4 protein-coding genes are annotated in these 16,083 nt (G+C 59.3%); 3 read left to right on the top strand and 1 reads right to left on the bottom strand.

Translation table 11 applies throughout. From position 1 onward, the window contains the following. Positions 1-244 precede the first annotated feature (244 nt). The 3 genes from EXE44_RS20220 (at position 245) to EXE44_RS10835 (ending at position 12,658) form a co-directional block, all read left to right on the top strand. Entirely contained in the window at positions 245-403 is a 159-nt protein-coding gene (locus EXE44_RS20220; RefSeq protein WP_158293448.1) for a hypothetical protein, read from the top strand. A 563-nt stretch (positions 404-966) separates the two neighbouring features. Then, a complete protein-coding gene (locus tag EXE44_RS10840; RefSeq protein WP_137717152.1) occupies positions 967-1,806 on the top strand; it encodes a hypothetical protein in 840 nt (279 codons plus the stop codon). Positions 1,807-2,650: 844 nt separating this feature from the next. Continuing rightward, on the top strand, positions 2,651-12,658 hold the full coding sequence (locus EXE44_RS10835; RefSeq protein WP_158293447.1) for a type IV secretion system DNA-binding domain-containing protein: 10,008 nt from the start codon (positions 2,651-2,653) through the stop codon (positions 12,656-12,658). A gap of 2,752 nt (positions 12,659-15,410) precedes the next feature. Here the strand turns inward: EXE44_RS10835 and EXE44_RS10830 are convergent. Further along, positions 15,411-15,962, bottom strand: coding sequence for a response regulator transcription factor (locus EXE44_RS10830; RefSeq protein WP_137706937.1), 552 nt, complete (start codon positions 15,960-15,962; stop codon positions 15,411-15,413). Between the last annotated feature and the right edge of the window lie 121 nt (positions 15,963-16,083).

Raw genomic sequence — 16,083 nt, 5'->3', positions numbered from 1 at the left:
CACCGGTCCAAGAGGCTCATCTCACTCTGGCAGTAGATGTCGTCTTCTGCCGCGATATTGAGCACTCTTGAGTGTCACTTCGAGCCTCCCGGTCTAGTCTTAATTGTACATGTGCCTCTCCAGCGTTGCGACAGGATACCACTCCGCCAATAGACGGAGTTGGCCCGCGGCGCGTTGTGACCTACTGAACACTCTGATCTTGCCGGGACACAATTAACACCAATGCCAGAGATGGTGTCTGGTAGTGAGCAACGACGACCATCCAGAGTGGGCGGGGGATCTCGAAACCCTCGACCGCACATGGCGGTCAATCATCTCTAGTCGTGTTGAGCCACGCTCAACGATGGATGTTATCGAGTACGGGCTTGGCGAACAACGGCGTGCCGAAGTGTATAAGCGCTAGCCGAAGAAGAGATCGACTCGAATGAATTCGCTGCTGTCGTACTCCCCGTATTAGCAGAAGCATTCCGCGACAGTCGTGACCAGGATGAAGTGGCTTTTCGAGAGCGCCTCGCTGATGAGCTCCTACTAGATTCTAACACTGTTGCTTGTAAGGTCACCAAGGCTGGCAACTACCATGGTATTGTATCGACGACCCAGGGTCCAATCAGCAACCTCGACAACCCGAACACGACACTCGAAATCTACACTATTGAGGACAGTTCCACATCGATTTTCTTTGATATCGATGGCGATCGGGCGTTCCAGATCGATGTTTATGGCCAGCATAGCGGAGGCCAACGGCGCAGAGGACTCAGAGCAGCATACCGGGTGCCAGTATCATGATTTCTGTCCATCAGTCTCTATAGAGCCGGGTGCCTCCTGATTGGAACTCTCTCTTCAGGATTTGCGCTGTAGTTAGGAACACGATAGCAGGAGTCACAAACTTCGGACTTCTCTTTCGGGATAGAGTTGGAGCCAATAGCCTCTTGAGGGAACCACTGCGAATCAGATAGCCACGTACCGATGACTGCGTCGGACACTCAGCTACTCTCACAAAACCAGCGCGACCACGGCGATGTCGTCGCCCTCTTCGGAGTTGCTATCGTGCTTATTAGTGTCCACCTTTGGCTTCCAAGCAGACTAGCTTCGGAATTTGTGTTCACGTACGGCAATCCTAGTCTGGTCACCGCTTGGACGGCAGCGACGATTCACGATAGTACCGGTCATCTCGTCTCGAATTTGGCTTGGTATGGTGTCGTGATTGGGCTCGCCTACGCGCTGTACACCATCTGGAGCCGACATCGGTTATTCTGGCTGTTGTACGGGAGTCTCCTCGTCATCAGCCCGCTCATCACGGTCGCTGTCGACTATTGGTTCCTGTATCAGCAATGGGAGCTTGTCGGCCCCAATTCGATCGCGTTCGGATTTTCGAGCGTCGTGAGCGCTTTCGGCGGCTTGCTTGTTGTTGGGCTCGCGGGAGTCGTGGCAGAGTGGTACTCGTGGCGGATTTCGACCGTGACAACGCTCGCATTCATACTGAGTGGACTAGCCGGGGCTACCGTCAGGTCGCCTTTCATTTCGTTCGAGAGTACTGAGTTGATGGCTGCCGGTATTCTAGCTGTAGCGGCCGTTGGTATCCTCCTTGGATGGAACCGTAGACGATTCTCTCCTCAGCAATGGCTATCGACCCACTACGACGCGGTTGTAACTGTCGGCGCCTGTGGATTCGTTCTGACCGCGTTGGTAGCTGGAATGTTCACTGTTGAGGGTGTCTCAGCTGGTCGGTTTTCTAATGTGCTCGCTCACGGAACCGGCTTCGTGACTGGTGTTAGTGTCGCAGCAGCTGGCTCCCATCTGGTGTGAGGAGTTGTGTGACGGAGTCTTTTCACGCCTCAGTAATATCGCGTGAATATGGGAGCGAATCGGGACGAATCAAACGACATCGAGTATCCGGGCACGCTCCGGGTTGAGGGGGATCGACAACGGATATGTTTGACGGCGCGGTTACCGCACGCCACTTGCTTCCTGTCAGACTCAGATCAGTTGGGAGCGATGCTTGGCAGGTTAGCTCGCGAGTGTAATTCTCAAACTCGTCATTTGATTTCCAACTTAATTGTGCCAAACTCGTCCACTACGGAATTATTTCACTTTCCGAGAGACTCCAATGTTGGGGTTTAAATACGTCCATTGGATTTCGCCTCAATTCGGATCGGCGTAAGTTATATTGTCCATTGGTACAGGCTACTTAACGGTGATATACACCTCAAAAATATTCGCAACTCAGACCCTTCCGCTACATAAAAGTAGTAGTGACAGTATCTGTATATGATCCAATAAACTATCTCACAACTAAAGCCATCAGCACTCCACCGAAATGAATACTCAACATATTCTACGACGGATACAGAGTTTCAAGTCTGGATTGCCCGACAAACTCTTTCCAGTAAGTAATCGGGAGGACGACTTCTATCCAGACTGGCTAAAACAAGTCCGGCATCGGTATCACAAAAAGAATCGCGATGTCACTCCCCAACGCCTTCCAGAAAGCGCAACACAAGCGATTCACAGTGCCGCAGAATCATACCCAGGAACACTCACACGAATTCGCCCCGACCGAAATGAGGATGGGCTTGAGTACGCCACCGAACTGATTTCCAGTCTCCACGAAGAGGGCGTCACCCAACACCCGTTGAAAAAGAAAGCTGGCATGGGTACTCGCCCCAAAAAGTACAGCTTCGAAGTCGTGTTCACCAATGGAGAACTCCGTTTCTACGTCGGTCTCCCGGACACCGTTGAAGAGCGCGAGTTCCGCCAGCAACTCTCTGGGCTCTACCCCACGAGTGAGATCAAACCAGGAGACAACTACTTCACCAACGTCGAGCCCGGACATGTGGCATCGATGGCCCGGATGGAAAAGAAGGACTACAAATACATTCCAATCCGGTCGTTCTCCCAACCGGGCGTTCTCGATCACGACCCCTACCGCTCACTCCTGTCGGCAATCGCCGGTCCTGACTCGCATACCGCAGTCGTTCAGTTCGTATTCACGCCCGTCAGTGAGAACTGGACCGATGGCCTTCTCCCACACGAGTATTCCATCGATCAGGCTCACGAGAGCCTCACATTCGGCCGTGTGAACACCGGCATCTTCCATACAACGGTCGAAGACCCATCCGAACAGGATCGCACCGCAGCGAATGCGGTCCAGCAGGTCGAAGACGATCCAGCGTTCTACGTGAATATCCGGTTTGCTGTGTTCGGTCCCCGCCCCAAAGCTGTGGAAGGCCACATCAAGTCCATCTCCCGGGCCCTCGACACCCAGTATCACAATGGCGACGCCCACCAGCGGCTCTGGCCATTGACGTATAACGACCAGTCGCTGTTGCGGAAACTCACGAATCTTGCCAATCGCGAGTTCGTCTACAACCATGGTGCCTACACCGTTGAGGAACTAGCAGCGTTAGCTCACCTCCCCGGCGAGGAAATTGACCTCCAAAAAGTCGATTGGACCCAGCGGGGCGTCGGGAGTTCACCGCCGCCCACGGCGCCGCGAACAGATGCTCCACCCTCGATGGAGGTCCAACGGGACCTGAGCGACCTCGACGCCCAAGACGCCGCGATGGACTATCTTCCGAACAGCGGCGAGACCGACTACGCCGGCGTCGGTCCTGGCGATGCGGGCCCGCTCACGAAACGGCTCGGGGCACTCGCCGACCGATTCGGCAAAAACAACGAGACGGAGACGATTGACGCACCCGAATCTGCCAAACCGGCACCCACAGAGACTGATGAAGATGCGGATGCCGACGAGTCAGACACGGCCGCGGCCAGAGCAAAGCAGATCGACGTCGACTCTCCGGAAAAACAGAGTGCGTTCAACGAGGTCTACAACCAGTTCCTCGAAGGCGAGTTGACTCGCACCCAGATCCACGAACAGTACAACGAGAACGTCGCCGACAACCTCATCCGGAAATTCCGAGAGCGCCGAGCGAAAGAGTTGGGAGTTGATCTCGAGACCCTCGAACAGAGTCACGAGGAACTGTTCGCTCCCGAGGAGACCGTTGATGAACTCGACGACGATTCAGATCCGACTGAGAATCCCTCTGAGACCACGCCGGGGGCAGACACTGGTCCGGCGCCCGAAGAGTCCTGGGGAACGTCTAGTGAGTCGTCAGGTGATGCCGATACCGTGTCCGGGGACACACCGGCTACCGATACAGACCCGAACGATTCCGCGGTCACCGGGCAGGCAGACGACCCAGCCGACGAGGGCACTACTGATCCCCTCCACGGTGAGTACGACTCCGCTACGATCGCCGGCGAGGAAATCGACCCCGTCGTTGACGATTCGGTGACCGACGGGGATACTGCGGCCGACACCGACCCCCCGCCCGGCAGTGATGACTCTGACTCTGGTTCGGACAGCGAGGCGGGTGCGAAGTCGGGCGACATCCCCAACCTGCCGGACAAGACGGAGAACCACCCGGATCGTGAGCCGGCCGTCGACGACGGTGATCTTCCGTCGCGACAGACGCGAGCTCGACAGAACCCCTCGCACCACTCCAACTACACCTTCGAGCAGGCCGACACTGACGTGATGCTCCGGCGCGAGCCGGGGCTCAACCGCCAGTTCCCCTTCGAGGTTCGGTCGTACGCTTCAGGCGAGGGCGGCGCCGAGGAGGGCGATGTCTTCGCCGGCTTCGACGTTCGCGACCGACTCGTCGACTATCACTCCAAGCCGAAGAACCAGCGCGAGCCCCTCTGGCTGGGATACGACACAACCCCACTCGACGGCTTCCGCGAAGTCGGCTTAGAGGATCTCTCGTGGTTCCAGCACATGACCGTGTTCGGAACCACCGGGAAGGGGAAGTCAACGATGCTCAACATCTTCATGAACCAGATTGCCCGGAAGGGCTACGGGTTCGTGTTCATCGACCCGAAGGGTGACACCGTCGACGACTTGATCACCCAGCTCCCCGACCACCGCATGGACGACATCGTGTGGATTGAACCAGGGAGTGAGGACTTCGAGCAGGTGGCTGGCATCAACTTCCTCGATCCCGGGGCGACGGAGACACAGAAAGAGTTCGACCGCGAGGTGGAGTCCATCATCGACGACCTGCGAGCCGTCCTCCGTGGTGGCGAATACTGGGGGCCGAAGATGGAGGGGATCACCATGAACATCGCCCGGGCGATGATCCGCTCTCGCCGCCAGTTCACGCTCGTCGATATGTACTACGTACTCGCTGACAACGAGAGCCGGATGAAGTTCGCCAACGTCGTCTCCCAGGAGGGGATGGACTTCATCCACGAGTACACGACGAAAATCGCAGAGATGGATGAAGAGGAGATCGACCCCGTACTCCGTCGGATTCAGGACTGGGTCGAAGACCCCATCTCGCGGGGCATTGTCGCCCACCGGAAGGGGACCATCAACATCTCCGACGCCGTCGAGGAGGGCAAGATCATTCTCGTGCGGAACACGCTCCGCTCCGAAGAGATCCGGAAAGTCGTCTCTACGGGTATCATGCGGCGCGTGTGGGCAACCATCCGTAAGCGCGAGAAGATGGAAGAGGCCGACCGGGAGCCGTTCTTCGCGATCATGGACGAGTTTGACGACATCGCGTCGGAGAACATGTCCCTCGACAAGATGCTCTCGAAGGCCCGCTCTGGGAAGATGAGCGTCACGACCTGTCTCCAGAATCCATCCCAGCTCAGGGAGTTCGCGCCACAGACGCTCAAGCAGTTGTTCGGGAACGTCAACACCATGTTCTCGTTCGGGGTCAAGGAGGCGGAGGACGCTCGGCTCATCGCCAAGCGGTTCGATGACGACGAGATCGACGATAGTACAATCCTCTCGTTGCCGCGGTACACCGCTGTCACCTCCATCACGACGATGGAGGAGGACGGCCCCGTCCAGTCCGACCCAATGGCCGTCGATACGTTCGCGGACTACCCATCGGTCCGGACGAAAGAGGAAGCCCACGAGGAGATCGCCGAGCAACTCTCCGAGTACGGTGTTGACCCGCTCGAAGAGGATCTGTCCGGGTCAGAGAACGCCCTGATGAACATCGGCTCCGAGGCGGGCATCCAGAGCTCATTCCTGGAAGCGGTGTGGGCCGAGCAGATCCGTCAGGATGCGCTTGCGGTTCGGTCGCCCGACTACGACGACATCGACCCGTCCCCGAGTTGTGTCCACGGGCCGGATAGTGACCCGCCAGACAGGTACACCGTCACGGTCGAGGAAGTCGCCCGTGGGTTCGAGAAGCGAACTGGAACGGCACTTGAGGATCTCCCTGATGGGATTCTTGTTGACCGTGAGTCGGTCTGTGTCACCCGCCCCGACGACGAGGAAGACGAAGACGAACAACGCGGTCGGAAGTCTCCGACGCGGTCCGACGTCGCACCGGAGGGAATGGTCCGTATCTCGGATCCCGAAGCAGAAGTGGCCGTCACCGACCAAGGGATCCGGAATGTCCTCGAACAGGCTGATGAGGAGTGGAATCCCGAGACAGAGAAGCACAATGAGGCCCTTCGGCGGGCCTTCGTGTCGCTTTCAGCAGTCGGGATGGAGGTCTCCATCATCCGGCAGGAACACTCCGAAGAACTCCCCGACGCCGTCGCGTATCCCCCGGTGAAGACACAGGTGGAGACCTCGAGAGCACAGCAAGTAATCGAGGAGTTCGAAAACGAGTACCCAACTGCTGCCGACATCTCTGACGGGCAAGTCGTCGCGATCGAGGCCGAAACGTCGACGTACAAGAAGCCCGCCCGGACGCTCCAGAACCTCGCTCGGGCGGTCAACCAAGATCAGAAGGTCCTCTTCATCACCCCGGAAGAGCACCCAGAAAAAAAGCAAGTTCCGGGGGCGCGTATCCACAGCATCCTCACCGCACCCGAGTTTACCCGCGGCGAGGTGCGGATACTCCCGAACGAGGGTGCGGACGACGTCGGCGACATCCAAGAGCGGTCGCCGATGACGCTCTACTATAACACGACCGAACAACTCAACCTGGGGATCCCGTCCGACACTGACCGGAAGCACGCACTCATCCCGAAGGGGAAACAAGCAGTCTGGATTCGCACCGACGACTCAGAACTCCGGCTCTTCGACGGGATCGCGAGCGGCAAGCAGTGGGGGCGCCTCCGCGTCGACGAGAAGTACGGTTCGACGAACGTCTTCGAGGCGTGGACCCGTCACGACCCGCACAATCAAGAGTGGGTTGTCTACGCCGGCGAGGAGCCACTGCGCTACCAGACGCTTGACGATCTCAAAGACGAGTGGCAACTGGTCTACGAACCGTTCGTCCCCGAGCGAGAGTTCGTCGACCGTCCGACTGACGACGCATGGGAGATCTTCCAGACGAGTCTCCCCGACGCGGTGAAAGATGACACGCTTACCGACTCCTCATCCGGGGAACCCAGCACAGCAGCCAAGGCCGACGGGGGCGCAGAGTCGGCTGCCCACGACCAAGAAACCCCTGAAGACGGTGGCTACACCGTTGGGCAACTCAAACGAGCGTTGTCTGAAAACGACGTTGACTCACTCGACTCAGACAAGATCGACCGGGTCGGTTTCACCCGTGAAGCCACACCGGTTCTCACCCGCGTCCGGGATAGTGAACTCCCGAAGAGCCAGTCGGGGGAGGGTGCCTTGTCGACATCCAGTGACACCATCACTGAACTGACGGACGAGATGGTGGAGCCAGCAATCGACGAGCAGTACCAGCCCGCATACGAAGGTGTCTCCGCGCTGCTCCTCCCTGGAGAGTCCTCTGACGAGTTCACTGTCACCCGGGGCGATGGAGACTCCGGCGACGACGACACTCCACCGGCAGATCCAGACAACTCGGACGCCGCGGAGACGAGCCCGTCGGCTGACTCCGAAGCCTCTCCCGACGAGACGACCTCCGACGAGTCTGACGATGGGCCTGGGTTCACTGTTGAAGCCGACGCGGATGCGTTCAGCAATCCGGACGCGGACATCGATCCCGAAGATATCGACCTCCTCAACGACGCCGACGAACCAGCTCCCGACGACATTACCTTACCCATGAGTACGCACGAAAGCGAGATCATCGACGCACTCCCTGACGAGTACATCACCAACGCTTCCACACTCGGCGACTCGCCGAGTTTCTCCGACGTGGAACTCGACATGGACCTGATCAACGACCGGTTCGAGCCGGTCCCGCCGACGCAACACGACTACTGGCCCGTCGTGTGGGACAAGTTCAACGTGGAACGGTTCGAGCCGATCCACCGCGAGAAACTCCCCTACGCGGTCGAGCAGATGGTGTTCGACCGGAACGACGCCGACATCGCCGTCCTCCTCGGGATCATCGCTGGCGGGCTCATCCCCGCTGGTGAGGCGGGCGAGGCTGTCCGCCTCCCTGGCCCGCGTGACAACTACGAGAACTACCTCACGCCGGCTGAAGAGGAGACGGCGCGGAACTACTCTCACTGGCGGGAGCTCTGGGAGAACGCAGGCGATCTTGACCGCTCGCTTGGTATCGCTCGGCTGCTTACCTTCCAGGATGCGTTCGAAGACCGTGACAAGCCTCAAGCGCGGGCCGCAATCGGTGTCGCAGTAGAAACCGGTGTGGTGACTGAAGTTGGAACAAAACTCCAACTTGGCGACCCCCGAACTCCCTTGTTTTGGCGGTACCTCAAAGAACAGACGGCACTCAACGATGATCAGCCCGAGTTCGAAGGACCACTCCTTCGCAGCTACCTGAAGAAGACATACGATTACACTGACGAACAGGTCGAAGAAGCGACTGACCTAGGTGTCGAGCACAACGCCCTCATCCCGTCAACTGATGGGATCATTACGTATGAACTCAACAATCCGCAAGTCGACCGCGGTCCAGAAGTAGAACCCGAGGCGTACGAGCTCTCATCGTACCCCGGCAACGTCGAGTCCATCATCCATGACTCGGACGACTCCGACGACGATTCCGACGATGACGATTCAGGTGGTGACCCGGCCACCACTCAGCCAGACTCCCAGCCTACCTCTGGGCAGCCTGAACGCGACACGGTAGACGCGACCGCAGAGGCGACCGCAACGGGCCATCCCGGTACGACGCCGCCGGGAACAGGACCAGCTGACGCGGACGCACAGCGCCAGCAAGGGGCTGTCCCGACCCAGCCGTCTGAGAACCCCTCCGAGCGCCCGGAGAACCCTGTGGCGGACGAGCAGCCGGAGAATCAAGTCGATATGACGGCCGTCGTTCCCGAGGAGGAGGGGGACACACCCGCTACCGAGCCGGACCCCTCTGAAAACGACACCGAGGATTCTGACGACGCCGACAACGCGGTGAGTGAGGATACCGAAGACGCCGGGGACACCGACGTTCCCGAGACGCTCCCTGGCGACCGTGAGGTCAACGTCGACGAGGACCAGATCGACTACGCCAAGTACGAGACTGACTACGAGGAATCCCGAACTGCGCCCAACAGCGAGATCCACGGGCGAGACCCTGACTCGCTACGGCTCTCCCCGACGCCTGACCCGAAGGCTATCCAGGCCTGTCTCGAAGCAGCCATGGAGTTCTTCACGGCCCACGTCGACTCCGAGATCGAGCCGTTCGTCCAGTACAACGACGGTCGCGACGGGTTCACCCGCAAACCGGAGACGGCACGCGAATACTACACCAGTCCCGACACGGCTCCCGACGTGATCAGCGTCGAGACCGACGCCGCGGACACCGAAACTGGCGTGGCCCCAGCTGACCGTCACGACACGGTAGACGAACTCGCGGGTGATGAGCCGAGCGCCGACACGCCCTACCGTTTCGAGACGACCGACACCCGTGGGTGGACTGACGAGGTCGTCGACGACATCGGACTCGGGTGGGCGCCTATCGACCGGACTGCCCTCTTCGAGCATCTCTGGGAGGAAGGATTCAAACACCACACGATGATCGCGACCGGGCTCTTCCACGAGCCCGACGACGTCGGCGGCGAAGACCAAGAGGGCCGTCCGTTCGTGGACTACACCCAGCCTACCGACGAGAGTAGTCGCGGATACGACGGCGAGAAGGATGCGTACGAGCCCCTCGAGTGTTCCTTCAAGGGGCACTTCATGTTCCCCTACCGTGACGAAGCGGGTCGCGTCGCCTACTTCATCGGGCGCCGCCCAGATTGGAGCGGGGTCAACGGGACCGACGACCCCGAGGATGCGCCCTTCTACCAGAAGCCCGGCAAGTACGCGAAACTCGCGCACACCAAGCCGTACACGATCGTCTCCGAGCCCATCTACGGACTCCGGACGATCGAGCCGGGCGAGCCGTTAGTGGTGACTGAGGGGATGCCCGACGCGATCAGCGCCCACATGAACGGGATTCCCTGTATCTCCCCGATCACGACTCGGTTCAAACAAGAGCATGAAGCGCGGCTCACGGGCATCGTTGATCAGTACGACATCCCCGCGGTGTACTTCCTCCAGGACGCCGACCCAGCGTCCATCAGCGAGCGGAACCTCTCGGACGAACAGGAGCGCTCCGTTGAACGGCAGATGGCGATTCGGGAGTTGTTCACCAAAAACTCGCTCCCAGGCAACGACGTAGTCACCCACGAGGCGTTCGTTGCGGCCGCCGAGAACGGCGAGACAGAGAAGCTCGAAACACTGGCCGACCAACTTGCGGTCGCGCCGTCGTCCGACCCGGACGAACCGGCTGATGAGAAAGAGTCCCTGAGTGTCGAGGAAGTGCCGTTCGGCTTCCACCCACGGCTTGATCCCGCCGGGTACTCCGCAGGGAGTGGCCCCATCAACGAGGCGCTAGAACTCGACCCGCACGGCAGCGGTGTGAAGGGCGCGGCCCAAACCGCACTCGGGCTTGATGCGTCCACGCCGGACCACTCCGAGACAGAGACTGGTCATCTCGCCGCAGCGGCGGACGTGTATCCCGAAGCCACCGATGATCCGTCTGACCCACTCCCAGATGGGGAAACGCTCTCAGCGCGGCTACACGAGCGTCTGGATGACGGCGATGAAGACAACGTCGACGCCGGCGAGGAAAAAAACATCTCCCCGACGAGCGTCTACATCGTTGAGCTTCCACAGTTCGGCGACGAGAAGCGGGACCTCGACGACTACCTCACGGAAGGGTGGCTTGGGCTGATGCCGCCAGCGGTCTGGGGCCAGTCAGTCGCGGCGCCGACGCCCACGAGTGGTGAGACACCGGCTACCCATCCGGCATGGACTGACGCACTCGCGTCCTCGGAAAGCCCAGCTGCCGACACGGACGATGGTGCCGCCGCTACCAACGGACTCTACCCCGCGAGTCTGTTCGCGCCGCCAGCGAACGACCTCGAGGCGACTGTCGGCGCGATGCCGGACGCCGGGTGGAACGACACGCGGCCACCCTACCGGCGCCCATTCGTCGCCGTCGACGACGAAGCCGAGATAACCGATGTCGCCGCGCACCACCGCCTCCCGGTCCGAACGCAGGAGGCGTTGGACGCCGAGTACGACGACCTTCTCGCTGCCGACGACGCGCACGTCTACCCACCCCTGGGTCTGTTCGGCACCCTCCCGACGATCCACGCTCGGAACCACCCCGCAGCCACCGAGCGGAACACCACGCGGAACGGTGGGACCGAGCTCGAAGTCGATCCCGACGAAGTGGCCGAGCGGGAGGAGCGTGTGGCGTCCGGCGAGACGGATTGGACGGACCTCACTGGGAGCCACAACCCCCTGTGGCAGTTGGATATGAGCGACCTTGGTTTCCACGCGGGAGAGCGTGGGAAGAACCCCCTCGGGCACTTCGGTGACAGCGAGAACTACTTTGTCACCATCGGTGGGAAAGGCGGCGACCTGATCGCCTACGACCACAAGCGCAAAGCAACATACAATTTCGGACACTTTGCCCTGTGCGACATGGGCGAGCGCGACGACCGACAGGGAGTGACCGGCCAGGAGATGACCGGCATCGAGAAGTTCAAACTGTGGGAGTACGCCCGCAAGCACAACCTCGTCTCAGAGCACACGCCGATCCCGTACGACGGGCTCGTCGGGTTCGCACTGACCAACGACATCCTCGCAGAGGAGACGGTCAAGGAGCGACTGGATGCTCAGCGGGAGGCGGACAGCGACGAGGATGAGCCGTCGCTCATCCAAGGGTCGGAGTACGTCGAGATTTACGAAGCTATCGAGGAGCAGACAGGTTACACGCCGGGGCAGTACCAAGATGAAGACCGGCATAACAACAACTCCCAGAACGGGGATAGCACGCAGTCCGGCTCCACCCCGGAAGCGTTGCGAGAGAAAGCTGCTGATCAGCTCGGAGGCGAGTTCATCAGGGGCAACAATCTTCGGCTGGACACCGAAGATTCGCTTCCGCAAATTTTCCTCGACACGTTTGTTGAGGTTGATACAGATAGTGTAACAAAAGACAAGGAAACAGATGAGTTCACCCCCCAGAAGACCCTGCGCGAAGCCTACAACACATGGGCGAAGATCATCGAGTATGACCTGTGTAAGAGGGGTGACATGCCGGCAAAGAGGTTGGAGAAACTTGGGCATCAGCCGGTTGATGGAGCTGGTGGACTGGCCTCGAAGATCCGCTACCACACTGATTACGAAGCCACCTCTAGTCAAGTAGAACTTGACGACGGTTCACGTCCTCGCGTTCTGTGGGGATACAGGCTAACCGAACTTGGGAAGCGACTCCTGAGTTTCGCTCCGGCATTCGATACCGACGAGTAACGACTTGTGTTCCTCCGTCTTTCATAAGCAATTGGATAGAGTAGTGTGCCGTTGTAGATCGGACTAGATCCTCTAGTTAAGAGAGTGGCTGACTACCGAAACTGAACTCGGTAAACTTCGACTCACGTAGATCACCCGGATCACGATTCACGGTCAACAAGTGAATTCGCCCGCAGCGACTCATCCAAAGTGATGGTACTATTCACGGGGGCTACAATATAATGAAAATAAGCAGAAGGAACGGCTTCACGGGGGTATCAATTCTAGGGAATACACCCTCGTGAGTGGTCTCAAAAATCGCAAGATGGAAGCAAGATCACGGGGGGTACTCATACAACCATGAATACTTTATTTCGTTTTCTAAGTGCCATCTGCCGTATGGGAAATACTAATATGTGAAAATAACCAGAAGGCGTCGAGATCACGGGGGGTAATCACGGGGGATCAAATCCTCCGAAAACAACCCCCCGTGAGCAGGTATAAAATCGCAAGACGGGTAACCACTCACGGGGGGTAATCACGGGGGTACTTACTGGAGTGACCTTCCGCTACATATAGAACTAGAAATGAACCTCTTAGGGTGCTGAAAATGGCTAATTTAACATATTCGGGATGGAAATAGACAATCATTTTATTTCACGATTTGAGGACACCACCGATTCACCCCCTGCCGTCAGACATAGACCCCTATTTGCCCCCTATGGGTGGGGGGTTCAGGCCACTTGGCCAAGTATAACCAACCTGATACAGCCTCAGATGCCACCCTGGCTTTCAGCACAGATCCCACCTGACCTCCCAGGAGGAACCGAGGGGGTGAAGGTGGGACTGCCCACAGGGAGACCGGCACCAGCTGGTGGCGACATCACCACTCTGGATCCACAAGCGGGGTGTCGGAGACACCCCGTCCCTCGAGGTCTCCCAGTGGTCGACCTCTCACGAATCTGAGACAGGGATGGCACCAGTACGACCAGCATCGATCCCACCGCGATCGACACGCGATGGAACCCCAGTAGTCGCAAGGGACTCGGGGTCTCCTCTCGTCTCACCACCAGGTGACTCACCACGCGGCGACCATGGGTCGCCGCCTGTCGACTCACCAGTCGGGGTGTCTACCACACCCCTCTATCGATGTGTTTCTGTGACGGTCTCACCCACTGAGTCACCGTTGCGACCCCTGTCTCAGGTTCCTGAGAGGTCCGGGATGGAACCCGGACTGACTCGACCCCTCACACGCCGGGTCATCCGACCCGGCTTCACCACGTGATCGACGTCGGCGACCAGGTACTGATCCGCCGTCGCGGTGACCAGCGGAGACCCGCTGGACACCCAGGGAGTCGGGACCGCCTGAGTCGTCTCGGCGAGACCCTCGACGACTCGTCGCGACGGGTCGACACCCGGTCGGCCCCACGGTGGCGACACCACCAACTCGACCGCAACGGGACCGTGTACGGCGACGGTCTCACCTCCCGAGATCGGTCCCCGACCGACGACGGCTATCGAGGGTCGAGACTGGCCAACTTATCAGGACCGTGAGGATCTTCCTCGGCATCCACAAACGGGGAGTTCCACCCCCCTTACCTCGACCGTCAGTCGCCGGCGTCGACGCCGGCTGTCTCACGCGACGTCGACGGCGGTCGCCGAGGCGAGGCCTCGGCTCCCACCGTCTCGATTGGGTCAGCTGCCGACCGTGATCGGACGGTCAGCCACCCGGGGTGACACCTGAAGGCCACTCTGTCGCAGCCGTGGGGCCGGCGGCTGCCGGCCCCGGTCTGAACAGCCATTCAGACGCCAGCCGATGGCTGGCTGGCTCCGGTTGCGACTGTATCAGGATAGTGAGATGAACGGCGACGTGGATGGTGGCGATTGGTCGTGAGAGACCGTGGTCAGATCAGTGAGAGGTTCCGCCCGTGGTGGCGACCAGTCCGTCGCCACCACTCGAAAGAGAGTGGTTCGGTCAGCGGTCCACAGCCGGGCCACCTTCGGTGGCCGGCTGTTCGGCACGTGGCAAGCGCCACGTCGCCAGTCGACGCCATGACGACGAGACGTGTTGCGCGACTCACGACTGCCCCTCTGGGGGAAGGGGGGGACGGGGGGTGATCGATTGAGCACGGCAGAAACAGAGGGTGGGGGGATCAACTCGCGGCAATTGTTGCTCAGCTGGATACGCCTGCGTGGCCACGTATCCCACTCCGTCTCGCGGTTAGACACCGCCTCTAGTCCCTCTTGTAGCACGTGAACCAGACGCAGACTGTGTCTTATTCGGTGGGAGATGAGCGTCTCGCGGGATTGACCCACAATCAATAATATAATTATTATGGTTACAGTAATATATGATGTATCTTTGTTGTGGTGAGTGATGCGTCGCGCGCGTTCGCTCTGTCTGATCGCAGAGATCGGTGGCTACCGCCCGTACACTCCGATTTTTCGCCGTTTCTAAGTTCCGTTGTGACGAGTAAGCGAACACTGCGTGGCTCCCTCCCCCTCGGTATTTTTCGTTCTCAATGGATCGCCCCCCGTCCCCCCGTGTGGCTGACGACCGTCTCGGCACTTCGTTGTTGGTGCCTGCTGTGGTGGGGACGACGTGCTGGTGGGCTGTCGAATCGTGTGCCTCCTAGACGCCGACGGGGTGACCGGCTATGACAATCCGTTGGCGACGGTCCGCTGTGATGTCCTCTCCTCCGATCTGATTCCAGCTACCGTGTCCGAACAGTGGATTGTCTACGTCTGGGCCACATCGGGGCCAGCGCAAGGGTTAGTCCTCAGCGATGGCCGCAAAGGCGTCTTCCGCAGTGAGGTGTTCAAGTGTGTTAGTCAGTTCAGCATCGAGCGCGTCCAACTGGTCCAGGATGGTTTCATACGCGTCTGCCTCCGTGTTCCCGGCCGCTTCAAGCGCGGCCTTCTTTGCGGCAAGTCTGAAGAACTCTTGACTGCCTTTTTCGAGTGTTGCTCGGTGACACAGCACCGCAACGAGTGAGCGTAGTTCGTCTTGGTTGATTGGCTTTCGTCGGTAGGCATCGAACGCCATGTCGGTGATGTCGTCTTTGGGTTCGACCGCGGTTAGCATCGCGACCTGGACATCGTACCCCTCGGCACGGATGGCATCGAGGACTTCGTGGCCGGACATCTCTGGCATGCGCCGGTCCAACAGCACAATATCGATTGTGTCGTCCATACTGTCGAGTGCCGCTTGTCCATTAGTCGCGACGCGAACATCATATACTCCGGCGAGGAACACGCGGTATAGTTCTGCGAGATCCGGGTCGTCGTCGACCACTAGCACGGTCGTGGTTGCCGTGTCGGTCATCGGGCCTGCCTCCTTTTTGAGTCATGCGGGCCTCGTCGTGGCTGCGTGTCTCTGTCCGCATGATATCGGTTCATCACCGCCTCTCAGTGGGGTCGGTGCTAAAACCTTCGCTACTGAGTAT

This window comes from Halorubrum sp. SS7 (assembly GCF_005435055.1).
GTDB lineage: Archaea > Halobacteriota > Halobacteria > Halobacteriales > Haloferacaceae > Halorubrum > Halorubrum salinarum.
Note: the sequence above shows the minus strand (reverse complement) of the source record. Positions and strands in the feature narration are given on the sequence as shown.